Source organism: Streptomyces sp. NPDC060035, assembly GCF_042736635.1.
Classification (GTDB): domain Bacteria; phylum Actinomycetota; class Actinomycetes; order Streptomycetales; family Streptomycetaceae; genus Streptomyces.
The window spans coordinates 328,001-354,613 of the sequence record NZ_JBHWVO010000002.1 but is presented as its reverse complement, the minus strand read 5'-3'; the positions used below and the strand labels follow the sequence as shown (position 1 = coordinate 354,613).

The 26,613-nt window shown below is 69.8% G+C and carries 21 protein-coding genes and 1 pseudogene; 11 read left to right on the top strand and 11 right to left on the bottom strand.

All coding sequences use genetic code 11. The features are described from left to right. Positions 1–72: 72 nt before the first annotated feature. A complete protein-coding gene (locus ACFWBQ_RS04235) occupies positions 73–1,179 on the bottom strand; it encodes a PAC2 family protein (RefSeq protein WP_385483680.1) in 1,107 nt (368 codons plus the stop codon). 232 nt (positions 1,180–1,411) lie between these two features. Here ACFWBQ_RS04235 and ACFWBQ_RS04230 point away from each other — a divergent pair, with 232 nt between their 5' ends. Both ACFWBQ_RS04230 and ACFWBQ_RS04225 read left to right on the top strand, forming a co-directional pair. After that, entirely contained in the window at positions 1,412–2,731 is a 1,320-nt protein-coding gene (locus ACFWBQ_RS04230) for an L-fuconate dehydratase (RefSeq protein ID WP_385483679.1), read from the top strand. Continuing rightward, positions 2,731–3,510: an SDR family NAD(P)-dependent oxidoreductase gene (locus ACFWBQ_RS04225; protein WP_385483677.1), complete on the top strand. Its 780-nt coding sequence runs from the start codon at positions 2,731–2,733 to the stop codon at positions 3,508–3,510. Before ACFWBQ_RS04230 ends, ACFWBQ_RS04225 begins: the two co-directional genes overlap by 1 nt. Before the next feature lie 86 nt (positions 3,511–3,596). Here the strand turns inward: ACFWBQ_RS04225 and ACFWBQ_RS04220 are convergent, their stop codons facing one another. Beyond that, positions 3,597–4,268 carry a FadR/GntR family transcriptional regulator gene (locus ACFWBQ_RS04220; RefSeq protein ID WP_385483675.1) on the bottom strand — a complete coding sequence of 224 codons (672 nt, stop codon included), beginning with the start codon at positions 4,266–4,268 and terminating at the stop codon, positions 3,597–3,599. Positions 4,269–4,351: 83 nt separating this feature from the next. Then, positions 4,352–5,246, bottom strand: a pseudogene (locus ACFWBQ_RS04215) (LysR family transcriptional regulator). A 75-nt stretch (positions 5,247–5,321) separates the two neighbouring features. Between ACFWBQ_RS04215 and ACFWBQ_RS04210 the strand changes: the two are divergent. The 5 genes from ACFWBQ_RS04210 (at position 5,322) to ACFWBQ_RS04190 (ending at position 9,754) form a co-directional block, all read left to right on the top strand. Beyond that, entirely contained in the window at positions 5,322–5,450 is a 129-nt protein-coding gene (locus ACFWBQ_RS04210) for a putative leader peptide (RefSeq protein WP_385483673.1), read from the top strand. A 229-nt stretch (positions 5,451–5,679) separates the two neighbouring features. After that, complete coding sequence (gene sfnG, locus ACFWBQ_RS04205) at positions 5,680–6,804, top strand: dimethylsulfone monooxygenase SfnG (protein ID WP_385483672.1); 1,125 nt, start codon at positions 5,680–5,682, stop codon at positions 6,802–6,804. Positions 6,805–6,845: 41 nt separating this feature from the next. After that, on the top strand, positions 6,846–7,400 hold the full coding sequence (ssuE, locus tag ACFWBQ_RS04200; RefSeq protein ID WP_385483670.1) for an NADPH-dependent FMN reductase: 555 nt from the start codon (positions 6,846–6,848) through the stop codon (positions 7,398–7,400). Next, positions 7,393–8,574: an SfnB family sulfur acquisition oxidoreductase gene (locus ACFWBQ_RS04195; protein WP_385483668.1), complete on the top strand. Its 1,182-nt coding sequence runs from the start codon at positions 7,393–7,395 to the stop codon at positions 8,572–8,574. The genes ssuE and ACFWBQ_RS04195 overlap by 8 nt, the downstream gene beginning before the upstream one ends. 22 nt (positions 8,575–8,596) lie before the next feature. Further along, positions 8,597–9,754: an LLM class flavin-dependent oxidoreductase gene (locus tag ACFWBQ_RS04190; protein ID WP_385483666.1), complete on the top strand. Its 1,158-nt coding sequence runs from the start codon at positions 8,597–8,599 to the stop codon at positions 9,752–9,754. Positions 9,755–9,798: 44 nt separating this feature from the next. On the opposite strand, the gene ACFWBQ_RS04185 is transcribed toward ACFWBQ_RS04190, so the two are convergent. The 6 genes from ACFWBQ_RS04185 to ACFWBQ_RS04160 form a co-directional block, all read right to left on the bottom strand. Further along, entirely contained in the window at positions 9,799–10,857 is a 1,059-nt protein-coding gene (locus ACFWBQ_RS04185) for an LLM class flavin-dependent oxidoreductase (RefSeq protein WP_385483664.1), read from the bottom strand. After that, positions 10,854–11,861, bottom strand: coding sequence for an LLM class flavin-dependent oxidoreductase (locus ACFWBQ_RS04180; RefSeq protein ID WP_385483662.1), 1,008 nt, complete (start codon positions 11,859–11,861; stop codon positions 10,854–10,856). The genes ACFWBQ_RS04185 and ACFWBQ_RS04180 overlap by 4 nt, the downstream gene beginning before the upstream one ends. A 116-nt stretch (positions 11,862–11,977) precedes the next feature. After that, the gene (locus tag ACFWBQ_RS04175) at positions 11,978–13,588 is read right to left on the bottom strand and encodes an FAD-dependent oxidoreductase (protein WP_385483661.1); all 1,611 of its coding nucleotides are present in this window, start codon (positions 13,586–13,588) and stop codon (positions 11,978–11,980) included. Positions 13,589–13,594: 6 nt separating this feature from the next. After that, complete coding sequence (gene glpK / locus ACFWBQ_RS04170; protein ID WP_385483659.1) at positions 13,595–15,130, bottom strand: glycerol kinase GlpK; 1,536 nt, start codon at positions 15,128–15,130, stop codon at positions 13,595–13,597. A gap of 39 nt (positions 15,131–15,169) precedes the next feature. Continuing rightward, positions 15,170–15,961 carry an MIP/aquaporin family protein gene (locus ACFWBQ_RS04165; protein WP_385483657.1) on the bottom strand — a complete coding sequence of 264 codons (792 nt, stop codon included), beginning with the start codon at positions 15,959–15,961 and terminating at the stop codon, positions 15,170–15,172. Positions 15,962–16,235: 274 nt separating this feature from the next. Continuing rightward, positions 16,236–17,000, bottom strand: coding sequence for an IclR family transcriptional regulator (locus tag ACFWBQ_RS04160; protein ID WP_385483655.1), 765 nt, complete (start codon positions 16,998–17,000; stop codon positions 16,236–16,238). Between the two features lie 239 nt (positions 17,001–17,239). Here ACFWBQ_RS04160 and metH point away from each other — a divergent pair, with 239 nt between their 5' ends. The 3 genes from metH (at position 17,240) to ACFWBQ_RS04145 (ending at position 23,589) form a co-directional block, all read left to right on the top strand. Next, positions 17,240–20,752: a methionine synthase gene (gene metH, locus ACFWBQ_RS04155; protein ID WP_385483654.1), complete on the top strand. Its 3,513-nt coding sequence runs from the start codon at positions 17,240–17,242 to the stop codon at positions 20,750–20,752. Between the two features lie 140 nt (positions 20,753–20,892). After that, on the top strand, positions 20,893–21,594 hold the full coding sequence (locus ACFWBQ_RS04150) for an HAD family hydrolase (RefSeq protein WP_385483652.1): 702 nt from the start codon (positions 20,893–20,895) through the stop codon (positions 21,592–21,594). Positions 21,595–22,002: 408 nt separating this feature from the next. Then, positions 22,003–23,589, top strand: a complete 1,587-nt coding sequence (locus ACFWBQ_RS04145) for an ABC transporter substrate-binding protein (RefSeq protein WP_385483998.1) — start codon at positions 22,003–22,005, stop codon at positions 23,587–23,589. Positions 23,590–23,664: 75 nt separating this feature from the next. On the opposite strand, the gene ACFWBQ_RS04140 is transcribed toward ACFWBQ_RS04145, so the two are convergent. Beyond that, a complete protein-coding gene (locus ACFWBQ_RS04140) occupies positions 23,665–24,336 on the bottom strand; it encodes a response regulator transcription factor (protein WP_329212774.1) in 672 nt (223 codons plus the stop codon). Positions 24,337–24,345: 9 nt separating this feature from the next. Next, positions 24,346–25,191, bottom strand: coding sequence for a RecB family exonuclease (locus ACFWBQ_RS04135; protein WP_385483996.1), 846 nt, complete (start codon positions 25,189–25,191; stop codon positions 24,346–24,348). A gap of 171 nt (positions 25,192–25,362) precedes the next feature. Here ACFWBQ_RS04135 and ACFWBQ_RS04130 point away from each other — a divergent pair, with 171 nt between their 5' ends. Then, complete coding sequence (locus tag ACFWBQ_RS04130; RefSeq protein ID WP_385483649.1) at positions 25,363–26,613, top strand: site-2 protease family protein; 1,251 nt, start codon at positions 25,363–25,365, stop codon at positions 26,611–26,613.

The window sequence follows — 26,613 nt, the reverse complement described above, 5'->3', positions numbered from 1 at the left end:
ACAGCGGCGCCGGGCTGGATTCGTTTCCGCCCGGCGCCCCATGTGCTCGGCTGCTCGCCGGCTCCCGGCCGGTCAGTCCTTCGCAGTGTCCCCGTTGTCCCTGTCGTCCCCGGACGTGTCCGGGGCGTCGGGGGAGTCCTCGGACGCCTTCCCGGTGCCGGCCGCTCCGCTGTCTCCCTCGCCGGGCGACGGCGGACGTACGGCCCCGGGATCGCTTTCCCGCCCGCCCTCCGGGCGCTGCGGCTTGGGCGGCCTCGTGCGACCGCTCGAGGTGTCCCGCAGATACGACACGTCGCCGCTCTCCGTGGCATGGCCGCCAGGCCCCTGGCCCGGCCCTCCGACGTCACGGCGCCTGAGATACCGCTCGAACTCCCGGGCGATGGCCTCGCCGGACGCCTCGGGCAGCTCCGCGGTGTCCCGCGCCTCCTCCAGCGTCTGCACGTACTCGGCCACCTCGCTGTCCTCCGCGGCCAGTTGATCGACGCCGAGCTGCCACGCGCGGGCGTCCTCGGGCAGTTCGCCCAGCGGGATCCGCAGCCCGAGCAGGTCCTCCAGGCGGTTCAGCAGCGCGAGTGTCGCCTTCGGGTTCGGCGGCTGCGACACATAGTGCGGCACCGCCGCCCACAGGCTCACCGCAGGCACTCCGGCGTGCGTACATGCCTCCTGGAGGATGCCGACGATGCCCGTCGGGCCCTCGTACCTGGTCTCCTCCAGATCCATCGTCCTGGCGAGATCCGGGTCCGAGGTGACCCCGCTGACCGGCACCGGCCGGGTGTGCGGGGTGTCACCGAGCAGCGCCCCCAGGATGACGACCATCTCGACACCCAGCTCATGGGCGAAACCCAGGATCTCGTTGCAGAACGAGCGCCAGCGCATCGAGGGTTCGATGCCGCGGACCAGCACCAGATCACGGGGTTTCTCCCCGCCGATACGGACCACGGAGAGCCGCGTGGTGGGCCAGGTGATCTTGCGTACCCCACCGTCCAGCCACACCGTGGGCCGGTTGACCTGGAAGTCGTAGTAGTCCTCGGCGTCGAGCGCCGCGAACACCTCGCCCTTCCATTCCCGGTCCAGATGTCCGACCGCTGTGGAGGCGGCGTCACCGGCGTCGTTCCAGCCTTCGAACGCGGCCACCATGACCGGGTCGATCAGCTCGGGTACCCCCTCGAGCTCGATCACCCAGGCCTCCTTCCGAAGTTTTCCTTGCGTACGAACCAACCTTACGGCTTCCGCCCCCTCCTGCTGCAGCCCGTTTGCGCGGGCGGGCGAACCGTGCAGGCTCCTGGATTCATCCGAGCTGTACTGGCGGAAACTGGTCGAATTTCGTCTCGGCCCTGGACTGTGCACTGTGTGCAGCGCTATACATCGGATGACCGAGCAGAGATCCGATGTTATTCCCCTGGGGGCGCACATGAGTCAGACCGTCACGGATTTCGAGGTTCACGACATCCGGTTTCCCACCTCGGAACAGCTGGACGGCTCGGACGCCATGAACCCCGATCCCGACTACTCCGCCGCCTACGTCGTCCTGCGTACGGACGATCCCGGTATCGAAGGACACGGCTTCTGCTTCACCATCGGCCGCGGCAACGATGTCATGGCCGCAGCGATCGAGTCGCTGCGCCCCTACGTGTCGGGACGCCCCGCGCCGCGTACCGCCGCCGATCTCGCCGCCCTGCACCGGGAACTCACGCACGACTCCCAGCTGCGCTGGCTGGGACCCGAGAAGGGCGTGATGCACATGGCGGCCGGCGCGGTGGTCAACGCCGCCTGGGACCTGGCGGCGAAGCAGGCGGGACAGCCGGTCTGGCAGTTCCTCGCGGGGATGACCCCGGAGGAGATCGTCTCCCTGGTCGACTTCCGGTACCTCACCGACGCGCTCACCCCCCAGGAGGCCCTCGCCATCCTGCGGTCCGCCGAACCGGGCCGCGCCGAGCGCACGGAGCAGCTGCTCGCCGAGGGCTATCCCGCCTACACGACCTCGCCCGGCTGGCTGGGATACGAGGACGACAAGCTCGTACGGCTGGCCAAGGAGGCCGTCGCCGACGGCTTCGCCCAGATCAAGCTGAAGGTCGGCGCCGACCTCGACGACGACATCCGCAGACTCTCGCTCGCCCGCGCCGCCGTCGGCCCCGGCATCCGCATCGCCGTCGACGCCAACCAGCGCTGGGACGTGTCCGACGCCGTGGAGTGGATGCGCGCGCTCGCGCCGTACGACCCGTACTGGATCGAGGAACCGACCGGTCCCGACGACATACTCGGCCATGCCGCGGTGCGCGCCGGGCAGCCGGTCAAGGTCGCCACCGGCGAACACGTCGCCAACCGGGTCGTGTTCAAGCAGCTGCTCCAGGCCGGGGCGGTCGACTTCGTCCAGATCGACGCCGCCCGGGTCGCGGGCGTCAACGAGAACGTCGCGATCCTGCTGCTCGCCGCCAAGTTCGGCATCCCGGTCTGCCCCCACGCCGGCGGAGTCGGGCTGTGCGAACTGGTCCAGCATCTCTCGATGTTCGACTACGTGGCGGTCTCCGGTACCTGGGAGGACCGGGTCATCGAGTACGTCGACCATCTCCACGAACACTTCGCCGACCCCGCCGTCATCGAGGCCGGACGTTACGTCACCCCCCGCGCACCGGGCTTCTCCGCCCGGATGCTTCCCACCTCGATCGCAGACCACCGCTACCCGCAGGGCCCTGTCTGGCAGGCCCGTCGTACCCCCGAGGAGACCGACTGATGACCGGCACACAGGACTTCGACGGCATGTCCGCTCTCGTGACGGGCGGCGCCTCGGGCATCGGGGCAGCCGTGGCGACCCTGCTGCTCGCCCGCGGGGCGCGCGTCGCCGTGCTCGACCGGGAGACGAAGGGCGCCCCCGACGGGGTGCTCGCCTTCGAGGCCGACGTGAGCGACGACGCCGCTGTGCGCGACGCCGTCGACAGGGCAACCGGTGAACTGGGTGGCTTGCACACCCTGGTGTCCAACGCCGGAATCGGTTCCATCGGGACCGTCGAGGACAACAACGACGAGGAGTGGGCCCGCGTCCTGGACATCAACGTTCTCGGCATGGTCCGCGCCGCCCGCCACGCCCTGCCTCATCTGCGCCGGGCCGCGGGCATGCGCCCGGGCTCCGTGTCGATCACCCAGACCTGCTCCATCGCCGCCACCGCGGGCATTCCGCAGCGCGCGCTCTACAGCGCGAGCAAGGGCGCCGTCCTGTCGCTGACCCTTGCCATGGCCGCCGACCACGTACGCGAAGGGATACGCGTCAACTGCGTCAACCCCGGCACCGCGGACACCCCGTGGATCGGCCGGCTGCTCGGACAGGCCGAGGACCCGGCCGCGGAGCGAGCCGCCCTCGACGCCCGCCAGCCGCTGGGACGTCTGGTGTCCGCCGAGGAGGTCGCCGCTGCCGTCGTCTATCTGGCGAGCCCGGCAGCCGCGTCCGTCACCGGCACGGCTCTCGCCGTCGACGGCGGGATGCAGGGCCTGCGCCTGCGGCCCGCCGCCGGCTGACCCGCAGTGGCCGGTGGACGCCCGAACGCCGTCCGCCGGCCCGCTGCCCGTCACACCGTCGAGCGCAGCCACCGGCCCGCTGCCCGTCACAGCGTCGAGCGCAGCCACTGCTCCACGCTCGCCACATGCACCGTCGCCCAGGAACGGGCCGCCTCGGCGTCCCGGTCCCGCAGCGCCGCGAGAATCGCCCGGTGCTCGTGCAGGGTGCGGCTGACCGCGTCCTCCTGGGTCAGCCCGCGCCAGACCCTGGCCCGGGTGGTCGGCCCGGAGAGTCCGTCCAGCAACGAGCAGAGGACGGAGTTCCCGGAGGCCTGGACGATCCCGCGGTGGAACTCCAGATCGCCGGCGACCAGCTCCTCCACCGAGGGCTCGTCGCCCAGTGCGTCCAGCTGGCTGCCCAGCGCGTCCAGTTGGGAATCCTCGATCAGCAGAGCCGCCATCGCCGTGGCCGCCGGCTCCAGAATCCTGCGGACCGCGAGGAATTCCAGCACGGTGTCGTCGCGGTGGAAGTCCACCACGAAGCTCAGGGCCTCCAGCAGGAGCTGCGGATCGAGGCTGGTGACATAGGTGCCGTCGCCCTGACGCACGTCGAGGATCCGGATCAGGGACAGCGCGCGCACCGCCTCGCGCAGTGAGTTGCGTGAGAGCCCCAGCTCGGCCGCGAGTTCGCTCTCCTTGGGGAGCCGGTCGCCGGGCCGCAGGGCGCCCGAGACGATCATTCCCTTGATCTTCTCGATCGCTTCGTCGGTGACGGCCATTGCGGGGCCTCCTCGCGCACAAGACATCCGATGTATGTCCTCATTATGTGGCCCTCGGCCGGTGACATGGCTACCCGAGGAACCTAAAGGCTTCGCGCGCGCTCCACGAGGAGCCGGTGGAGGTCCCGTGCCGCGCGAAGCAGAGCCCGACAGGCGGCGCTGGAGCACCAGGAGGACGGCGGCGCCGTCGTCCTCGAGCGGCCGGCAGATGATCGTGCCGCTGCGCTCCAACGGGTCGCCCAGGACGCTGTAGTCGGGCAGCACGGTCGCTCCGAGCCCCTCCGCCACCATCAGCTTGCCCATCTCCGCGCCGTCCGTGGAGTACGAGAATGCGGGGGCGCGGCCGGCGAGCAACCGGTGCATGAACCGGTGCATGACATAGCCGGACCGCATCACGATCAGTGGCTCGGCGAGCAGATCGCTCACCCGGACCGTCCGCCGCGCCGCCAGGGGGCTGTCGGGGCGCATGCAGACCACGGCCCGCCCGCGCAGCAGTTCCGTCGTCAGGAAGTCGGGCGGCAGGTCGTCGCCCTCGAGGTAGTTGACGAGCCCCAGGTCGAAGCTGCCCTCCAGGATGGAGCGATGGATCTCGGTCTGCTGCGCCCCGACGACCTCCACCTGCGTCATGGGATGGGTCTCGCGGAACTCGCGTACCGCCGGCACGAGGAGCGGGACCGTCGCCGCGTTGACCGTCCCGAGGCGGATCATCCGGCTGGTGCGGTGCTGGTGGTCGGCCGCCTGCCGCAGCCGGTCGACCGCCTCGATCACACCGATGATGTGCGGCAGCAGTTCGCGCCCCTCGTCGCTGATCTTCGCCCCGGAGCGTCTGCGGTCCAGGAGATCCACCCCGAGCTCACGCTCGAGGTTGCGTACGGTCTCGCTCAGTGCGGGCTGGGAGAGGTGGAGTTCCTCGGCGGCCCGGCGCAGCGAGCCCAGCCGTGTCACCGCCTCGATGTACTCGAGCTGTTCCACGCGCATGACCACGCACCCCCGGGACCGGGACAGGTTCACGTACGCATCCGGTTGAAGGGAAACCCTATCAATGCCTCGTGAATGCCTACTCGACCGCCGGCGCGGTGGATGACTAGTCTGACAGGCATGAAGGACCGACGGAATTTCACGCAGCGACGTCACATCGACCTCGCACGTGTTGCCAGTGCCTTCTGTTGTCGCGAAGTCTGAGGTACCCCTCCTTCGCACCTGGTCACGCGCCGTCCTGAGCAGGACGCGCCTGGCCCCGGCCGGGCCTCTCTTCGGCCGGTAGCGGGCATCCAACCGTCATCGCCCGCCCGTTCCGCGGTCCCCCGCTGCCCTGCTGCCTCGTGCCGGCCCGCGCCGTCCTGCGCCGCCCGGTGCCGAGCAGCGGCCGCGCTCGTCACCTCCGCCCGCTTCCCCGCCTCCGGGAGTTCTCATGTCCACTGCGCAGCCCGCCGACCCCGTGCGCTTCGCCTACTGGGTGCCCAATGTCAGCGGCGGCCTGGTCACCAGCCGGATCGAGCAGCGCACCGACTGGGGCTACGACTACAACCGCGAGCTCGCCGTCCTCGCGGAGAGCAACGGATTCGACTACGCGCTCAGCCAGGTCCGCTACATGGCCAGTTACGGCGCCGAGAACCAGCACGAGTCGACCTCCTTCAGCCTCGCCCTGCTGCTGGCCACCGAGCGGCTCAAGGTCATCGCCGCCGTCCACCCCGGCCTGTGGCACCCCGGCGTGCTCGCCAAGCTCGGTGCGACCGCCGACCACCTGTCCAAGGGGCGGTTCGCGGTCAACGTCGTCAGCGGCTGGTTCAAGGACGAGTTCACCGCGCTGGGCGAGCCCTGGCTCGAGCACGACGAACGCTACCGCCGGTCCGAGGAGTTCATCCGGGCCCTGCGCGCCGTCTGGACCGAGGACCATGCCGAGCTGGCGGGGGACTTCTACCGGATCCGGGACTTCTCCCTGAAGCCCAAGCCGCTGAACACCGCCGAACGCCCCCACCCGGAGATCTTTCAGGGCGGTAACTCCAGCGCCGCCCGTGCCATGGCGGGCCGGGTCTCCGACTGGTACTTCAGCAACGGCAAGGACTTCGACGGCGTCACCGAACAGATCAAGGACGTGGCCCTGTCCGCAGCCGCTGCGGGCCGCACCGCGCCGAAGTTCGGACTCAACGCCTTCCTCATCGCCCGTGACACCGAGACCGAGGCCCGCGAGACACTCCGCGAGATCGTCGCCAAGGCCGACTCCGACGCCGTCGAGGGCTTCGGCGCCGCCGTCGAACAGGCCGGTCGGTCCACCGCCGACGGCAAGGGCATGTGGCAGGACTCCTCCTTCGAGGACCTCGTCCAGTACAACGACGGGTTCCGTACGGGCCTGATCGGCACCCCGGAGCAGATCGCCGAGCGGATCGTCGCGTACAAGCGGCTCGGCGTCGACCTCTTCCTCCTCGGCTTCCTGCACTACCTCGAAGAGGTCGAGTACTTCGGCAAGAAGGTGCTGCCGATCGTCCGCGAGCTCGAGGCCGCGCAGCAGCCCGTTTCCGCACCCGCCCGTTCCTGAACCCCCGCCCGTAGCCGTACCGCACCACGAGAAGAGAGCCCATGGCCACCGTCCTGTCCGTCTCGGGAAGCCCCTCCGCCACCTCCCGCACCGCCCGGCTGCTGCGCCACCTCGATGCCCAGCTCTCCGACCAGGGCCATACGGTCATACCGCTCGACGTCCGCACGCTGCCCGCAGCCGCCTTGCTCCGCGCCGACTTCGGTCATCCGGCCGTGGTGGGCGCCCTGGAACTGTTCGCGCGGGCCGACGGCGTCGTCATCGGCACGCCCATCTACAAGGCCGCGTACTCGGGGCTGCTGAAGTCCCTGCTCGACCTGCTGCCGCAGTACGCCCTGGCCGGGAAGACCGTCCTGCCCCTGGCCACCGGAGGCAGCACCGCCCACGTCCTGGCCATCGACTACGCGCTGCGCCCGGTGCTCAGTTCGATGGGCGCGGCCCACATCACCCAGGGCTGGTTCGTCCTGGACCGGCACATCACGGTGTCCGCCGACGGAACACTCACCGTCGACGCGGCGGATGCCGAGGCACTGGACCGGATCGTCGACGGTTTCTCGGCCGCGCTGGAGCGCACCTCGCCGGTGGCCGTCCATGGCTGAGATCATCCGCGACGACGCCCAGGCCCTGAAGAAGGCTGCCGAACTGGCCGCGGAATTTCGCGCGGGAGCCTCGCGGCGCGACGCCGAACGTCTGCTGCCCCGCGCCGAACTGGAGAAGCTCTCGGCGTCCGGCCTGCTGGCCCTGACCGTCCCCGCGGACCACGGCGGCGCGGACGTCAGCGCCCTCACCCTCGCCCACGTCTTCCGGCTGCTCGCCTCGGCCGACGCGAGCCTCGCCCAGATCCCGCAGAGCCACTTCGCGTACGTCAACGTGATCCGCAGGCAGGGCACCGACGAGCAGCAGGCCTTCTTCTACGCCGAGCTGCTGGCCGGCAAGCGTCTCGGCAACGCCCAGTCCGAGGCGGGGACCAGGCACGTCCAGGACATCCGTACCCGGCTGGAACCCGCTCCCGACGGCTCGTACCTGCTGACCGGCGTGAAGAACTACGCGACCGGTGCACTCTTCGCCGACTGGATCCCCGTGCTGGCCCGCGGCGCCGAGGACAAGCTGTACGTCGCCTGCGTCCCGGCCGGCGCACCCGGCGTCACCGTCATCGACGACTGGGACGGCATGGGCCAGCGCACCACCGCGAGCGGCACCGTACGCCTGGAGGGCGTGCAGGTGCCCGCCGACCGGGTGTTCGCGCACCATCTGACCTTCGAGGGCCCCCAACTGCACGGCGCAGCAGCTCAGTTGTTGCACGCCGCGATCGATGCAGGGATCGCGTCCGGGGCGCTGGCCGAGGCGGCGGACTTCGTGACGACGAAGAGCCGTCCCTGGTTCGAGAGCGGATACGACACCGCGGCCGAGGACCCGCTGATCATCCAGCGGTTCGGCGAGCTCGACCTTCGGGTACGGGCCGCCGACGCGCTCCTGGACACCGCTGCCCGTGCTGTGGACACCGCACAGGCCACCCTGACCGACGAGACGGCAGCCGAGGCGTCCCTCGCCGTCGCCGCAGCCAAGGCGTACGCCGCGAGCGCCGCCGTCGAGGTCGCGGGAGCCCTCTTCGAGGTGGCCGGCACCCGCTCGGCCCTCGACTCGCTCAATCTGCACCGGCACTGGCGCGACGCCCGCACCCACACCCTCCACGACCCGGCCCGCTGGAAGATCCAGCACCTCGGCCGCCACGCCCTGAGCGGCACCCGACCGCCCCGCCACGGCCTGCTGTGACACCCCCGAACGGAGATCACCGGTGACTCTCACCTTCCATTGGTTCCTGCCCACCAACGGCGACAGCCGCCATGTCGTAGGGGGCGGCCACGGCACCCCCGTCACCGCGGCGGGCGGCGACCGTCCGCCCACCGTCCGCTACCTCGCCCAGATCGCCCGCGCCGCCGAGGATCTCGGCTTCGAAGGGGTGCTGACCCCTACCGGAGCCTGGTGCGAGGACGCCTGGCTGACCACGGCCATGGTGAGTCAGCACACCGAACGCCTGAAGTTCCTGGTCGCCTTCAGGCCGGGCTTCGTCTCGCCCACCCTCGCCGCGCAGATGGCCTCCACCTATCAGCGCCAGACCGGGGGACGGCTGCTGCTCAATGTGGTGACGGGCGGGGAGAGCCACGAGCAGCGCGCGTACGGGGACTTCCTCGACAAGGACGCGCGCTACGCCCGTACCGGCGAGTTCCTGGAGATCGTCCGGGACCTGTGGGACGGCAGGACCGTGAACCTGAAGGGCGAACACCTCACCGTCGAGGACGCCCGGCTCACCCGGGTTCCCGATCCGGTGCCGGAGGTGTACTTCGGCGGCTCCTCACCGGCCGCCGGCGTGGTCGCGGCCCGCCACGCGGACGTCTACCTCACCTGGGGCGAACCGCCCGCCCAGGTCGCCGAGAAGATCGCCTGGATACGGGGGCTCGCCGAGCGCGAGGGCCGCACCCTGCGCTTCGGTATCCGGCTCCACGTCATCGCACGCGACACGTCCGAACGGGCCTGGGCCGAAGCGGACCGCCTCCTCGCGGGCTTCGACCCCGCCACCGTGCGAAGCGTCCAGGAGGGCCTGGCCCGAAGCGAGTCCGACGGGCAGAAGCGGATGCTCGCCCTGCACGGCGGCGGTCGCGACGGCCTGGAGATCCACCCCAACCTGTGGGCCGGCATCGGGCTGGTCCGCGGCGGCGCGGGCACCGCGCTCGTCGGCAGCCACGAGGAGATCGCCGAGCGCATCGAGGAGTACCACCGGCTCGGCATCGACGAGTTCATCCTGTCCGGCTACCCGCACCTGGAGGAGGCGTACTGGTTCGGCGAAGGCGTCCTGCCCCGGCTCGCGGCCCGGGGCCTGTGGGCCCACCCGGACGGCCCGGCCGACCCCGGTCCCGCCCAGGTCCCCTTCGCCGAGGCCCCGGCCGGGGCCTGAACCCCGGGCCTTCGTGAGGGCCCGGGCCTTCGTCCGGGCCCGGGTCACTCCCAGAGTGTGGAGGGCGCCTCGCGTCGCAGGACCGGGGCGACCTCCTCGGCGAACCGCTGCAGGGTCTCCAGCTGTTCGCCGTGCGGCAGGCCGAAACCGTCCACGGTGATCGACTGCAGGTCGTGCCGGTACACCGCGTGGTAGCCGAGGATCTTGTCGATGATCTGCTGGGGGGAGCCGATGAGCTGCGGTCCGTTCGCGATCGCGTCCTCGATCGTGCGGAACGGGGTGTTGTAGCCGGCCTTGCCTTCGAGGTGCGGTTTGAACGACTGGGCGACCCTGGCCTCGTAGAGCCCCTTGTAGCGTTCGACGGCCCGCTGCGAGCTGTCCGCGATCAGCAGCCCGCCCGACCCCGCCGCCACCCGCGCATCGGCCGGGTCGTGTCCGTACGCCTCGAAACGCTCCCGGTAGTGGGTGATCAGCCGGGCGTAAGCCTCACGGGGCTGGATCGCATTGGCCGTGAAGAGCGGATCGCCGTGCTTCGCCGCGAGTTCGGGGGAGTTGAGGCTGGTCGCCGAGCCGTGCCAGATGCGCGGCAGCCCGGCGTACGGACGCGGCACGGTCCTCACGTTCTTCAGGGGCGGACGGAACTCGCCCTCCCAGTCCACCCCTTCCTCGCCCCACAGCCGCCGCAACAGCTCGTACTTCTCCTTCTGCAGATCCCACTGCCGCTCCTCGTCGAGCCCGAACAGATCGAAGTGACCGGCCTCCGCGCCCTTGCCCACGACGAGCTCGATCCGGCCGCGCGATATCTGGTCCAGCGTCGCGAAGTCCTCCGCCACCCGCACCGGATCGAGGATCGCCACGACGGTGACCCCGGTCAGCAGCCTGATGGTGCTCGTACGGGCGGCCAGCGCGCCCAGCACCACGCCGGGGCTGGAGGAGAGGAACGGCCCGGCGTGCCGCTCCCCGACGGCGTACGCGTCGAAGCCGAGGCGCTCCGCCGCCACCGCGGTCCCGATCACCTCGTGGAACCGGTCGGCGGCCGAGGGGAGTTCGCCCGTCAGCGGGTGCGGGGCGTGCCCGATGAGGGACAGTACGGAGAACTTCAAGAGGAGGTTCCTTCCGTTGCGGGTGGAGAGACGGGGCGTCGGACCCCGGCCAGACCGAGGTGGCCGCGCAGGGTCCGGGCGGTGTACCGGGTGCGGAAGAGCCCGCGCCGTTGCAGGACGGGCACCAGGTCTTCGGCGATCGCGTCGAGATCGTCGGGGAGTACGGCGGGCCTCAGCCGGAATCCGTCGGCGCCCCCTTCGCGGAACCACTCCTCGAGGAGGTCGGCCAGACTCTCCGGAGTGCCGGTGAAGACCGCCGCGTCCGAGACGAAAGGCGCGCCCGCGGCCTCGTCGAGCCGGGCCCCGCGCGCCTCGGCCGCCTCCTGGCCGACGTCCAGCACTACATTGAGATCGGCGAAGACACGCAGCGCTCCCACAGGTCGACCTGCTTCCTCCCGCAGGGTTTCGACCTCCTTGCGGATGGCGACGAGACCGGCGGTGTCCCGCGGCGTCACGAACACGACATCGGCATGGGCGGCTGCCAGCCGGTAGGGGACCGTGGCGTGTGCGAGCACGGCCAGCGGCGGCCTGCCCTGCACGGGACGTACGGCGGTGCCCCACGCCCCGGTCGCGGCGCCCAGGAACTCGTCGGCACGCGCGAACAGTTCGGCCACCTGCCGGTCCCCCTCGGGGGTCCCGAACAGCGCCACCAGCCGCGCCTGCTCGAGGGTGCTCGTCGCCGCGCGCGGCCGTACCCCCGCCCGTCCCGCGCTCAGGTGGTCGAGCGTCGCGATCCGCGTCGCCCACGCCTCGGGGTCACCCGTCGTCGGCCCCAGCGGGACGAGCCCGATCCGATCGGTGACGGTAGCCGCCAGCGCGAGCAGCAGAGCGGAGTCGAGCCGCCCGGGACCGTCCTCCACGGTGATGAAGTCCAGCAGCCCCGCCTCGGCGGCGCGTGCCAGGGAGGCATACGCCTCGGGCGTGAACGGCCTTGCGGGCGCGGCAGGATGGGACCCCGCACCATTCAGAGCCGCCGACAGATGGAACCCCTCGTGTGCGGTCATCCGTCCACTGTCCCCGCGTCACGTTGCACCCGTATGGCGGCTGTGTGGCACGTCCCACGGGCACGCACAACAGGGGCGGCTCCCCCCGGAGCCGCCCCTGTGTTCCCTACCGACCGTCAGTGCCTGTCGGCCAGCACGTCCTCGACCTCGGCCCGGATCTCGTCCGTCGCCAGCCCCCGGATCGTCAGCGTCGTCCGGCGGCGCAGCACATCGTCCGCCGTCTCGGCCCACTCGCGGTCACGCGCGTACGCCACCTGCGCCCAGATCTCCGGTGCGTCCGGGTGGATGCGGGCCGCGAGCGCCGGGTTCTCGTTCGCCAGCCGCGCGATGTCGAAGGAGAGCGAGCCGTAGTGGGTGGCGAGGTGCCGCGCCGTGTCGGCCGACATCCGCGGCCCCGGCGTGCCGCCGTCGACCAGCAGCCGGTGCGCGACCGCGTTCGGGTTCGCGATACCGGGCAGCGGCAGCTTCCGCGGCAGCCGTGCCATCGGCTCCATGTCCTCGGTGAGGGGGTGCCCGGGGAGGGCGGCGAGCTTGTTCATCACCGTACGGCCGATGTGGCGGAACGTCGTCCACTTGCCGCCCGCGACCGACAGCATGCCGCCACGGCCCTCCGTCACGACCGTCTCCCGCTTCGCCTTGGACGTGCTGCCGGGACCACCGGGCAGCACGCGCAGCCCCGCGAAGGAGTACGTGATCAGATCGCGTGACAGCTGCTGGTCCCGGACGGAGAATGCCGCCTCGTCCAGGATCTGCGCGGTGTCCTTCTCGGTGACGGCGACATCGGCCGGATCGCCCTCGTACTCCTCGTCGGTCGTACCGAGCAGCAGCATGTCCTCCCACGGCAGCGCGAACGTGATCCGGTACTTGTCGATCGGGGTGGCCAGTGCCGCCTTCCAGGGGCGGGTGCGCTTGAGGACCAGGTGCGCACCCTTGGACAGGCGTATGGAAGGAGCCGCGTCCGGGTTCTCCATCTTCCGCAGGTGATCGACCCACGGGCCGGTGGCGTTCAGCACGAGGCGGGCGTTCACGCCGAACTCCGTACCGTCCTGACGGTCCTCCAGCTCGGCCCCGGTTACCCGGCCCCGGGTGAAGCGCAGCCCGGTGACCGCGGCGTGGTTGAGCACGACGGCGCCGGCTTCGACGGCCGCACGGACCGTCATCAGTGCCATCCGGGCGTCGTTCATCTGGTCGTCGCCGTAGACAGCGACGGCCTTGAGGTTGTCCGTACGCAGTTCGGGCACATCGCGCTGTGCCCGCGCCGGGCTGATCACATGGCCGACGCCGTCACCGAACCCGGACAGCGCCGAGTAGGCGAAGACACCCGCACCGAGCTTGGCCGCACCGTGCGGCCCGCCCTTGTAGACCGGCAGGTAGAAGGTGAGCGGATTGGCCAGGTGCGGGGCGACCTGACGGGACACCGCGCGCCGCTCGAAGTGGTTCTCCGCGACCAGCTTCACCGCGCCGGTCTGCAGGTAGCGCAGACCGCCGTGGAGCAGCTTGGAGGAGGCCGAGGAGGTGGCGCCGGCGAAGTCGCCGGCGTCCACCAGGGCCACCCGCAGTCCGGACTGCGCGGCGTGCCAGGCGGTGGAGATGCCCAGGATGCCGCCGCCGATCACCAGGAGGTCGTACGTCGCCTTGGAAAGCTGCTCCCGGGTTTCGGCGCGGCTCGGAAGTGAGCCGGAGGCCGGATGCGTCCCGAGGGCGGGGACGCTCTGCAGGGTGGTCATATCGATCTACTCCTCGGCGGTGTCGTCGTCGAGCCAGCCCATGGAACGCTCCACGGCCTTGAGCCAGCTCTTGTACTCACGGTCGCGGGTGTCCGCGTCCATACGGGGTGTCCACTCGGCGGCCCGGCGCCAGTTGGCGCGCAGCGCGTCGGTGTCCGGCCAGAAGCCGACGGCGAGGCCGGCGGCATAGGCGGCGCCGAGGCAGGTGGTCTCGGCGACCATGGGGCGCACCACGGGCGCGTCCAGGAAGTCGGAGAGCGTCTGCATCAGCAGGTTGTTGGAGGTCATGCCGCCGTCGACCTTGAGAGCGGTCAGCTCGACGCCGGAGTCCTTGGTCATGGCGTCGCTGATCTCGCGGGTCTGCCAGGCAGTGGCCTCGAGCACGGCACGGGCGATGTGCGCCTTGGTGACGTACCGGGTGAGACCGGCGATGACACCGCGGGCGTCGGGACGCCAGTACGGGGCGAACAGACCGGAGAACGCGGGCACGAAGTACGCGCCGCCGTTGTCCTCGACCGAGGACGCGAGCGTCTCGATCTCGGCCGCGGACTTGATCAGGCCCATCTGGTCGCGCATCCACTGCACCAGCGAACCGGTGACGGCGATGGACCCCTCAAGGGCGTAGACCGGCTTCTGGTCGCCGATCTGGTAACCGACGGTCGTCAGCAGTCCGTTGTACGAGTTCACCGGGGTGTGGCCGGTGTTCATCAGCATGAAGGTGCCGGTGCCGTACGTGGACTTTGCCTCGCCCTGGGCGAAACACGTCTGGCCGAACAGCGCGGCCTGCTGGTCGCCGAGCGCGGAGGCCACCGGGATCCCGTCGAGGACGCCGCCCTTGGCGGTGCCGTAGACCTCGGCGGAGGACCGGATCTCCGGCAGCACGGCGGTCGGGATGTCCATCGACTGGACGATCTTGTCGTCCCACTGCATGGTGTGCAGGTTCATCAGGAGGGTGCGCGAGGCATTGGTGACATCGGTGACGTGTACGCCGCCGTCGGTGCCGCCGGTCAGGTTCCAGATGACCCAGGAGTCCATGGTGCCGAAGAGGATGTCGCCCCGCTCGGCGCGCTCGCGCAGCCCCTCGACGTTGTCGAGCAGCCAGCGGACCTTCGGTCCGGCGAAGTACGACGCGAGCGGCAGCCCCGTCTCGCGGCGGAAGCGGTCCTGGCCGACGTTGCGGCCGAGCTCCTTGCAGAGCGCGTCGGTGCGGGTGTCCTGCCAGACGAGGGCGTTGTGGACGGGTTCACCGGTGTTCTTGTCCCAGAGCAGGGTGGTCTCGCGCTGGTTGGTGATGCCGATCGCCTTGACGTCGGCGGAGGTGATGCCCGCCTTGACGACCGCCCCGGCGACGACCTCCTGGACGTTCTCCCAGATCTCTGTCGCGTTGTGTTCGACCCAGCCCGGCTTCGGGAAGATCTGCTCGTGTTCCTTCTGGTCGACGGAGACGATCCGGCCGTCCTTGTCGAAGACGATGCAGCGACTGGACGTGGTGCCCTGGTCGATGGCCGCGATGAACGGCCCGGTGGTGTGTGCGTCGGTCACGGTGTGCTCCCGGAGGTCTGTGGTGTCGAGGGTTACGGCTCAGGCGAAGGCGAGGTTGTAGAGACCGCCTGCGAGGGCGGCGCCGACGAGGGGTCCTATGACCGGTACCCATGCGTAGCCCCAGTCCGAACCGCCCTTGTTCGGCAGTGGCAGCAGCGCGTGCACGATGCGCGGACCGAGGTCGCGGACCGGGTTGATCGCGTAGCCGGTCGGGCCACCGAGTGAGAGACCGATTCCGACGACCACCAGAGAGGTGATCAGGACGCCGAGCGTCCCGAGGCCCTTGCCCTCGTCGTTGAGGCCCTGGGTGAGAATTGCCAGGACCAGTACGGCGGTGGCGATGACCTCTGTGACCACGTTCTGTACGGCGTTGCGGATCTCCGGACCCGTGGAGAAGATTCCGAGGACGGGCCCTGCCTTCGGAGCGGCCGACTGGTCGACCATGCCCTCCTCGGCGGGCTGTCCCTTCATGATCTCCGGGTCGTTGAGGTGCGCGTGGAACTGCCCGTAGTACACGGCCCAGACCAGCACCGCGCCGATCATCGCGCCGAGCAGCTGGGAAGCGAGGTACAGGGGTACCTCGCTCCACGGGGTGCCGCCCTGAATCGCGAGGCCGATCGTGACGGCCGGATTGAGGTGGGCACCGGACACGCCGGCCGAGAGATAGGCGCCGGTCAGTACGGCGAAGCCCCACCCGAAGGTGATGGCCAGCCAGCCGGCGTTCTGCGCCTTCGAGCGCTTGAGCGTGACGGCGGCACAGACACCGCCGCCGAGCAGGATGAGTATGGCGGTACCGATGGTCTCGCCGATGAAGATGTCGGAGCTGGACACCCGCGACTCCTTTGTCCTTCGTCCAGGGGAAGGCGAAACACCGGTTTACTCCGGTGGATCGCGCCCCAGATGGGTACCCGTAAGTAAGGGCACGTCACCTGTAAGGGCTTGACCGGCCCTCGGCACTGTCACACCCTAACGTGTATTGCCGTTAGGTGTTCGGCAATGCCGACCGGTGAACGGCAATGTTTCTCCCCAATGAACGACGCGTCAAGAGTTCTGTGGCTCGGGACCCGGTGCGGGACTCGATCGTTACCGACGGCGCGGCGGGGGCTCAGAAACGCCCGGCGCCCAGATCCCGGGAGACGGCGCGGGCGCAGTCCCGTACCGCGGCGACGAGCTCGGGACGCAGGTCGCCTCCGGGGCTGACCCGCTCCACGGCACCCGTCACGGCCACGGCGCCGACGGGCATCCGCCGCCGGTCGTGGATGGGGGCGGCCACTGCGGCCACCCCCTCCCAGGTCTCCTCCACGTCGGAGGCCCAGCCCTGCGCCCGGATCAGGTCGAGCAGCGACTCGAACTCCTGCTCGCCGGTGACCGTGCGCGGCGTGAAGGGCCGCCGTTCCACCTCTGCGACCTCGCTGTGCGCCACGGGGTCGTAGGCGGAGAGCACCTTGCCCAGGGCGGTGGAGTGCAGCGGCTGCATGGCGCCGACCTCCAGCACCTGGCGGCTGTCGTCGGGCCGGAAGACGTGGTGGACGATCAGGACGCCGTGCTGGTGCAGTACGCCCAGGTGGACGCTCTCCCCGCTGGAACGGGCCAGGTCGTCGGTCCAGACCAGGGCGCGGGCCCGCAGCTCGTGCACGTCCAGATAGCTGTTGCCCAGGCGCAGCAGCTCGGCGCCGAGCTGATAGCGGCCGGAGGCGGCGTCCTGCTCGACGAAGCCCTCGTGCTGCAGGGTGCGCAGAATGCCGTGTGCGGTGCCCTTGGCCAGCCCCAGCGAGGAGGAGATGTCGGACAGTCCGAGCCGACGCTCGCCGCCCGCCAGCAGACGCAGCATCGCTGCCGCCCGCTCGAGCGACTGGATGTTCTTGGCCATCGCGCCGTACTCCTCCACCTCGGTTCGACAATGCTGAACACTATCGGTCGATGTCGACCTCTGTCCGGTCGGTCGAAGATTCTGCGCCTGCGCGCGACCGGTCCCGTTCCCCGCACAGCATGCAGTCCGCCCCGTGGGACGCAATGACCGGGCCGGGGCCCGCCCGGCTAGGCTGGCGGCGTGCCCCCTTAGCAGAAGGGCGCAAAGCCGACAGCCGTCGCATCCCAGGGAGAACACCCATGGCCTCGTTGCCGACCCCCGCCGCTGACAGCCGGACCCGAGCCGCAGCCCTCCGTGAGGCGCTCGCCACCCGTGTGGTGGTGGCGGACGGTGCCATGGGCACGATGCTGCAGGCCCAGGACCCCACGCTCGAGGACTTCCAGGACCTCGAGGGCTGCAACGAGATCCTCAACGTGACCCGGCCCGACATCGTCCGCTCGGTGCACGAGGAGTACTTCGCGGTCGGCGTGGACTGTGTCGAGACGAACACGTTCGGCGCAAACCTGGCGGCTCTGGGTGAGTACGACATCCCCGAGCGGGTCTTCGAGCTGTCCGAGTCGGGAGCGCGTATCGCCCGCGAGGTCGCCGACGAGTTCACCGCGTCCACCGGGCAGCAGCGCTGGGTGCTCGGCTCGATGGGACCGGGTACCAAACTGCCGACCCTCGGCCACGCCCCGTACGGCAAGCTCCGCGACGCCTACCAGCAGAACGCCGAAGGCATGATCGCCGGCGGAGCCGACGCGCTCCTGATCGAGACCACCCAGGACCTGCTGCAGACCAAGGCCTCCGTCATCGGCGCCCGGCGGGCCCTCGAAGCCACCGGCGCCGACCTGCCGGTCATCTGTTCCGTCACGGTCGAGACGACCGGCACGATGCTGCTGGGCTCGGAGATCGGAGCGGCGCTGACCGCGCTGGAGCCGCTCGGCATCGACATGATCGGCCTGAACTGCGCGACCGGCCCCGCCGAGATGAGCGAGCACCTGCGCTACCTCGCCCGGCACTCCCGTATCCCGCTCTCCTGCATGCCGAACGCGGGCCTGCCGGTGCTCGGCAGGAACGGCGCGCACTACCCGCTGTCCCCGGGCGAGCTCGCCGACGCCCAGGAGACGTTCGTGCGGGAGTACGGCCTGTCCCTGATCGGCGGCTGCTGCGGTACGACGCCGGAGCATCTGCGGCAGGTCGTGGAGCGCGTGCGCGGTATGGCGCCCACCGTCCGCGAGCCACGCCCCGAGCCGGGCGCCGCCTCGCTCTACCAGACCGTCCCGTTCCGCCAGGACACCTCCTACCTGGCGATCGGTGAGCGTACGAACGCCAACGGATCGAAGAAGTTCCGCGAGGCCATGCTCGAGGCACGCTGGGACGACTGCGTGGAGATGGCCCGCGACCAGATCCGCGAGGGCGCGCACATGCTCGACCTCTGCGTCGACTACGTCGGCCGCGACGGCGTGGCCGACATGGAGGAGCTGGCGGGACGCTTCGCCACGGCCTCGACGCTGCCCATCGTCCTGGACTCCACGGAGCTGCCCGTCCTGCGCGCCGGTCTGGAGAAGCTCGGCGGACGAGCGGTGCTCAACTCCGTCAACTACGAGGACGGCGACGGGCCCGAGTCCCGCTTCGCCAAGGTCAGCGCGCTGGCCTCCGAGCACGGCGCCGCGCTGATCGCGCTGACCATCGACGAGGAGGGCCAGGCCCGCACCGTCGAGCACAAGGTCGCCATCGCCGAGCGCCTCATCGAGGACCTGACGGGCAACTGGGGCATCCACGAGTCCGACATCCTCATCGACACCCTGACCTTCACGATCTGTACCGGCCAGGAGGAGTCCCGCAAGGACGGCATCGCCACGATCGGAGCGATCCGGGAGCTGAAGAAGCGCCACCCCGACGTCCAGACCACGCTGGGCCTGTCCAACATCTCCTTCGGCCTCAACCCGGCCGCCCGGGTCGTCCTGAACTCCGTGTTCCTCGACGAGTGCGTCAAGGCCGGCCTGGACTCCGCGATCGTGCACGCCTCCAAGATCCTGCCGATCGCACGGCTGGAGGAGGAGCAGGTCAAGGTCGCCCTCGACCTCGTCTACGACCGGCGCGCCGAGGGCTACGACCCCCTGCAGAGGCTCATGGAGCTGTTCGACGGCGTCAACATGAAGTCGATGAAGGCGGGCAAGGCCGAGGAGCTCCTGGCCCTGCCGCTCGACGAGCGCCTGCAGCGCCGCATCATCGACGGTGAGAAGAACGGTCTGGAGAAGGACCTCGATGAGGCCCTGCAGACCCGGCCCGCACTCGAAATCGTCAACGACACCCTGCTCGCGGGGATGAAGGTCGTCGGTGAGCTCTTCGGGTCCGGGCAGATGCAGCTGCCGTTCGTGCTGCAGTCCGCCGAGGTCATGAAGACAGCGGTGGCCCACCTCGAGCCGCACATGGAGAAGTCCGACGCCGACGGCAAGGGCACCATCGTGCTCGCCACCGTCCGCGGCGACGTCCATGACATCGGCAAGAACCTCGTCGACATCATCCTGTCCAACAACGGCTACAACGTCGTCAACCTCGGCATCAAGCAGCCCGTCTCCGCGATCCTGGACGCCGCCGAGGAGCACAAGGCCGACGTCATCGGCATGTCCGGTCTCCTGGTGAAGTCCACCGTGATCATGAAGGAGAACCTGGAGGAGCTCAACCAGCGCAAGATGGCCGCCGACTACCCGGTCATCCTCGGCGGCGCCGCCCTTACCCGCGCCTACGTCGAACAGGACCTCCACGAGATCTACGAGGGCGAGGTCCGCTACGCCCGGGACGCGTTCGAGGGCCTGCGCCTGATGGACTCCCTCATCGGTATCAAGCGCGGCGTCCCGGGTGCCACCCTCCCCGAGCTGAAGCAGCGCAGGGTGCCCAAGCGTGATGTCGCCGTGCTGGAGGCCGAGGAGCCGGAGGAGGGCGTGCGCTCCGACGTCTCCGTCACCAATCCGGTCCCCGAGCCGCCCTTCTGGGGCACCCGGGTCGTCAAGGGCATCCAGCTCAAGGAGTACGCCTCCTGGCTGGACGAGGGTGCCCTCTTCAAGGGCCAGTGGGGCCTCAAGCAGGCCCGTGCGGGCGACGGGCCGACGTACGAGGAGCTGGTGGAGACCGAGGGCCGCCCGCACCTGCGCGGCTGGCTCGACAAGCTCCACACCGAGAACATGCTGGAGGCGGCCGTCGTCTACGGCTACTTCCCGTGCGTGTCCAAGGGCGACGACCTGATCCTGCTGCACGAGGACGGCTCGGAGCGCACCCGCTTCACCTTCCCGCGCCAGCGCCGCGGCCGACGCCTGTGCCTCGCGGACTTCTTCCGCCCCGAGGAGTCGGGCGAGACCGACGTGATCGGCCTCCAGGTCGTCACGGTCGGCTCGAAGATCGGCGGGGCCACCGCCGAGCTCTTCGAGGCGAACTCCTACCGCGACTACCTGGAGCTGCACGGCCTGTCCGTGCAGCTGGCCGAGGCGCTCGCCGAGTACTGGCACGCGCGCGTGCGCAGCGAGCTGGGCTTCGCCAGGGAGGACCCGTCCGACGTCGAGGACATGTTCGCGCTGAAGTACCGCGGAGCGCGCTTCTCCCTCGGCTACGGGGCCTGCCCGGACCTGGAGGACCGGGCCAAGATCGCAGCACTCCTGGAGCCCGAGCGCATCGGGGTGAAGCTCTCCGAGGAGTTCCAGCTGCACCCGGAGCAGTCCACCGATGCGATCGTCATCCACCACCCCGAGGCCAAGTACTTCAACGCTCGGTAGTCAGGTGTTCAACGCGCGGTAGGGCGCCGCTCCATGCGTCGTATCCGGACGAGTCGTACACTGGTCGGTCCAGTGCAGGCCGGTCGCCGTTCCCCCCGGGAAGGCGGTCGGCCTTCTCGTCCCTCATGGAGGTGTACCGGATGACCAGTACGGTCCCCGCGTCCTTGACCCGTACGGCCGAAGGGTCGGCCCTGCAGGCCGTCCTTCTCGACATGGACGGCACCCTGGTCGATACCGAAGGCTTCTGGTGGGACGTGGAGGTCGAGGTCTTCGCCGATCTGGGACACCGGCTCGACGAAGCCTGGCGCGACGTGGTCGTCGGCGGGCCGATGACCCGCAGCGCCGGGTACCTCATCGACGTCACCGGTGCCGATATCGCCATCGAAGAGCTCACCGTGCTGCTCAACGACCGCTTCGAGAAGCGCATCGGACGTGGTGTGCCGCTGATGCCGGGCGCCGCCCGGCTGCTCGCGGAACTTGCCGTGCACGAGGTGCCGACCGCCCTGGTGTCCGCCTCGCACCGGCGCATCATCGACCGGGTGCTGGACTCGGTCGGGCACCACCATTTCGCCCTCACGGTCGCCGGTGACGAGGTCACCCGCACGAAGCCCCACCCGGAGCCGTACCTCGCGGCGGCCGCCGGGTTCGGGGCCGCCCCCTGGCGCTGTGCGGTCATCGAGGACACCGCGACGGGCGTCGCCGCGGCGGAGGCCGCGGGCTGCCGTGTCGTCGCCGTACCGTCCGTCGCGCCGATCGCCCCCGCGCCGGGGCGCGTGGTCGTGCCCTCGCTCGAACAGGTGGATCTCGCGTTTCTGCGCCGGCTGATCACAGAACAGCGGTGATGCGCGCGCCGGGAGCCTCGCCGTGGGTCTCGGTGAATCTCGGCGAATCTCCGTGAGTCTTCGTGAAGCTGGGCGGAAACCGAATTCCGGTCGGCCGGACGCGCGATCCCGGCCTTCCGGGTGTGCCCGGATGCAGGTTCATGTCAAGATCCCGTCAACGACGCGTGCGTGAGCTTGGTCACTCGATGTGACGGCCGGACCCTTTCGAGATCGCCCCGGGTGTCCGTTTCGGCAGCCCAAGTGTCCCGTTTCATGGAGTGGTGCACCAATCATTCCCGAGCGTGGCATAAACGCGCGGTCATCGGCCATCACCGAGTGCGTACGTGCCGGGACCGCCTCGGTCAAGCCCCCCTGCGGCTCCCACTAACCTCGGTTTTCTCACATGCCGGAATGAGGGAGAACGTCCAGATGAACCGCAAGACGCTGGTGCTGCCGGCCGTGGTCGGCCTGCTCGCGCCCGTGCTCGCCGCCTGTGGCGGGTCGGACGGCGGGGGCGACGCCATCGTTGTCGGGACAACGGACCAGTTCGTCGCCTCCAAGGACAACACCGCACCGTTCGACCCGGCCATCGGCTACGAAGCAGGTGTCTGGAACGTCCTGCGCCAGACGGTGCAGACCCTGACCCACATCCCGCGCGGCGGCGGCGAGCCCGTGCCCGAGGCGGCCCGGAGCTGCGAGTTCACCGACACGGAGAACGAGAGCTACCGCTGCACACTGCGTGACGGTCTCACCTTCTCCGACGGCACGCCCGTCACGCCGGAGGACGTGAAGTACTCGATCCAGCGCGTCCTCGACATCAAGGACGAGAGCGGCCCGGTAGGTCTGCTCGCGAACATCGACACGATCGAGACCAAGGGCCAGAAGGAGATCGTCTTCCACCTGAGGACCTCGGACGCGACCTTCCCCTACAAGCTCGCCACTCCGTCCGCCGGGATCGTCCAGAAGGACAAGTACCCGGCGAGGACTCCACGCGACGGCTTCCAGGTCGACGGCTCGGGTCCGTACACCATGAAGCCGGAGGTCGAGGGTGACCACGTCGTCAAGGTCGTCTTCACCAAGAACCCCAAGTACAAGGGCGATCTGAAGGTCCTCAACGACAAGGTCGAGCTGGAACTCTTCCCCGACGGGGCAGCGATGGGCAAGGCGCTCGACGACAACAAGATCGACATGATGACGCGCAACATGTCGCCGGAGCAGGTGCGGAAGATGATCGCGGAGCCGGAGGAAGGCATCGAGCTCACCGAGATGCCCAGCCTGGCCATCAGCTACCTGGCGTTCAACACCGAGGACCCTGTGGTGAGGGACAAGGCCGTACGCCAGGCCATGGCCCAGGTCATCGACCGGGGGGCCATCGCGAGCAAGGTGTACGGCAGCACGGCCGAGCCGCTCTACTCGCTGATCCCTTCCGGCATCACCGGACACACCAACTCGTTCTTCAACAAGTACGGTGAGCCGAGCGTCACCGGAGCCGCCGACACCCTTCGGAAGGCCGGAATCAAGACTCCGGTGACATTCACCCTGCACTACACGACGGACCACTACGGCCCCGCCACCGCTTCCGAGTTCGAGGCGCTGGCGAAGCAGCTCAATGACTCGAAGCTGTTCGACGTCACTGTGGAGGGCAGTCCGTGGGCGGAGTACCGCCCCGCGCAGAAGAAGGGCGACTACGCCGTCTACGGCATGGGATGGTTCCCGGACTTCCCGGACCCGGACAACTACACGGCGCCGTTCCTCGACAAGAACAACTTCCTGAACTCGCCCTACGAGTCGGCGCTCGCCCAGAACACGCTCATTCCGCAGTCCCGCCGCGAGGCCGAACGCAGCGCCGCGTCCACGACCTTCGCGAAGCTGCAGGACATCGTTGCCAACGACGTCCCCGTCCTCCCGGTCTGGCAGGGCAAGCAGTACGTCGCCTCGCGTGACGGCCTGAACGGTGTGGAGTGGGCCGTCAACTCCTCGGCCGACCTGCAGCTCTGGGAGCTCGCACGCGGCTGACGCGGCACCTTGCGAAAAAGCGATGCGGTCCGGGGCCACTGCCCCGGACCGCATCGCTGCGTGTACCGCCCCGACTCACTGGGCGCCGGGACGCACCAGCCCGCTCTCGTAGGCGTAGACAGCCGCCTGCACCCGGTCGCGCAGGCCCAGCTTGGTCAGCACGTGTCCCACATGTGTCTTGACCGTCGTCTCGCTCACGAACAGGTCTGCGGCGATCTCCGCGTTGGACAGCCCGCGCGCCACCAGCTTCAGCACTTCCACCTCACGCTCCGTGAGCGTGTGCAGCGCGTCCGGGACAGTCTCCTCGCCCGACGGCAGATGGTCCGCGTACTTGTCGAGCAGCCGGCGCGTGATGCTCGGCGCCAGCATCGCCTCGCCCGCTGCCACCACGCGGATGGCCTGCACCAGCTCATTGGCCGGAGCGTCCTTCAGCAGGAATCCGCTGGCTCCGGCGCGCAGCGCCTCCACCACGTACTCGTCGAGGTCGAACGTCGTCAGCACCAGGACCTTCGCCGGACCGTCCCGGCCGGGGCCGGTGATCTGACGCGTTGCCTCGACCCCGTCCATCCGCGGCATCCGGATGTCCATCAGCACGACATCGGGCTGCAGGGCCCGCACCTGGTCGATGGCCTGCAGACCGTCACCGGCCTCGCCGACCACCGCGAGATCGCCCTCCGCCTCCAGGATCATCCGGAAACCTGTGCGCAGCAGTGGTTGATCATCGACCAGCAGGACGCGGATAGCCACGGAATCTCCTTAAGGGCCTTCGAGGGCCGCCGGTTGGCCGGCCTCTGCCCGGACCGGCTCCATTCTGCCCTGGACACCTTCCTCCGACTCCGCAGGGCGAACCGACAGGGGATATACCGGGGGAGTCCCGCCGAACTCCGGGCAGACCGCTCGGTGATCGCACCAGCCGCACAGCTTCGTCGGCCGCGGCCGCCACTCACCCGTCTCCGTGGCCAGCCGGATCGCATCCCACAGGGCCAGCAGCTTGCGCTCCACCCGCTCCAGGTCGGCCGGAACGGGGTCGTACGTCAGCACGTCACCGCTGCCCAGATAGACGAGCTGAAGCCGCCTCGGCACCACGTTCTTCAGACGCCAGATCACCAGTGCGTAGAACTTCATCTGGAACAGCGCGCCCTCGGCGTACTCCGGCCGCGGGGCCTTGCCCGTCTTGTAGTCCACGATCCGGACCTCGCCCGTGGGGGCCACGTCGATCCGGTCGATCACACCGCGCAGCCGCAGCCCCGAGTCCAGCTCCGTCTCGACGAACAGCTCACGCTCGGCCGGCTCCAGACGGGTCGGGTCCTCCAGCGAGAACCACCGCTCCACCAGTTGCTCCGCCTCGCTCAGCCACCCGGCGAGGCGTTCTCCCTCGGCGTCCCCCTCGAACAGCTCGGTCAGCTCGGGCTTCGACTCGAGCAGCCGGTCCCACTGACCAGGAATCAACGCCTTGGCCCTCGGCGCCGTACGGTCCCCCGCCGGGGAGTCGAACAGTCGCTCGAGCACCGCATGCACCAGCGTGCCCCGGGTAGCTGCCTCACTGGGCTTCTCGGGCAGCTTGTCGATGACCCGGAAGCGGTACAACAAGGGGCATTGCATGAAATCGCTCGCGCGCGACGGCGACAGGGACGAGGGTGGCCGAGGCGGGCGCGGTACGGAGGTCATGTCGCAGACCCTACGACCCGCCACCGACACCGAGCGGCATACCATCGACCAGAGAGCTCGCGGACTGCATGATCGTGGCAGGACGCCACCGACCGAAGGGACCCCGTGGACGAGAGCGGCGACAGCGGGCGCCCGAAGCCCGGCGCAGGGGGAACCGACCCCGGCACCGGGCCGGAGAACGGCAAACCGCGCCGCCCCGCAGATCCGGGCGGCGGCCTCCTGATGGGCCGTCCCTTCGGAGTGCCCGTATACGTGGCACCCAGCTGGTTCGTCGTCGCCGCACTGATCACGTGGGTCTTCGGCGGCCAGCTCGACCGGGTCCTGCCCGAGCTCGGCGCTGCCCGCTACCTGGTCGCACTGTTCTTCGCGATCGCCTTCTACGCCTCCGTGCTCGTCCACGAGCTCGCGCACACCGTCGCCGCCCTGCGCTACAAGCTGCCGGTCCGCCGTATCCAGCTCCAGTTCTTCGGCGGCGTCTCCGAGATCGAGAAGGAATCCGAGACCCCCGGCCGCGAATTCGTCCTCGCCTTCGTGGGCCCCCTGCTCTCCCTGGTGCTCGGCGGCGTCTTCTACATCCCCCTGCAGTTCGTCGAGGCCGGCACCGTCCCCGGGGTACTCCTCGCCGGACTGATGGTCTCCAACCTCATCGTCGCCGCCTTCAACCTGCTGCCCGGCCTCCCTCTCGACGGCGGACGCATGCTCCGGGCCGTCGTCTGGAAAATCACCGGCAAGCCGATGAGCGGCACCATCGCCGCCGCATGGGTCGGCCGGGGCCTGGCCGTCGCCGTCCTCATCGGCCTGCCACTCCTCACCCACACCGGCGCCCTCGGCAACGCCACCAGCGAGATCAGCGGCTTCGAGACCGTGACCGACGCCCTGCTCGCCGCGATCCTCGCCGGAATCATCTGGACCGGCGCGGGCAACAGCCTGCGCATGGCCAGGCTGCGCGAACATCTCCCGGACCTGCGCGCCCGCACCCTGACCCGGCGCGCAGTCCCCGTCGAGTCCGCCACCCCGCTCTCCGAGGCGCTCCGCCGCGCCAACGAAGCGGGTGCCCGCGCCCTCGTGGTCGTCGACGGACAGGGCAACCCCAAGGGCGTCGTCCGCGAGGCAGCCATCGTCGGAGTCCCCGAACACCGCCGCCCCTGGGTGGCCGTCAGCGGTCTCGCCCAGGACCTCACCGACGGCATGAAGGTGCCCGCCGAACTCGCGGGCGAGGCCCTGCTGGACCGGCTCAAGGCGACCCCGGCCACCGAGTACCTGGTCGTCGAGGACACCGGTGAGATCTACGGGGTCCTCTCCACCGCCGATGTCGAACGGGCCTTCGTCGCGGCGATGGCCCGGCCCGCTGCCTGA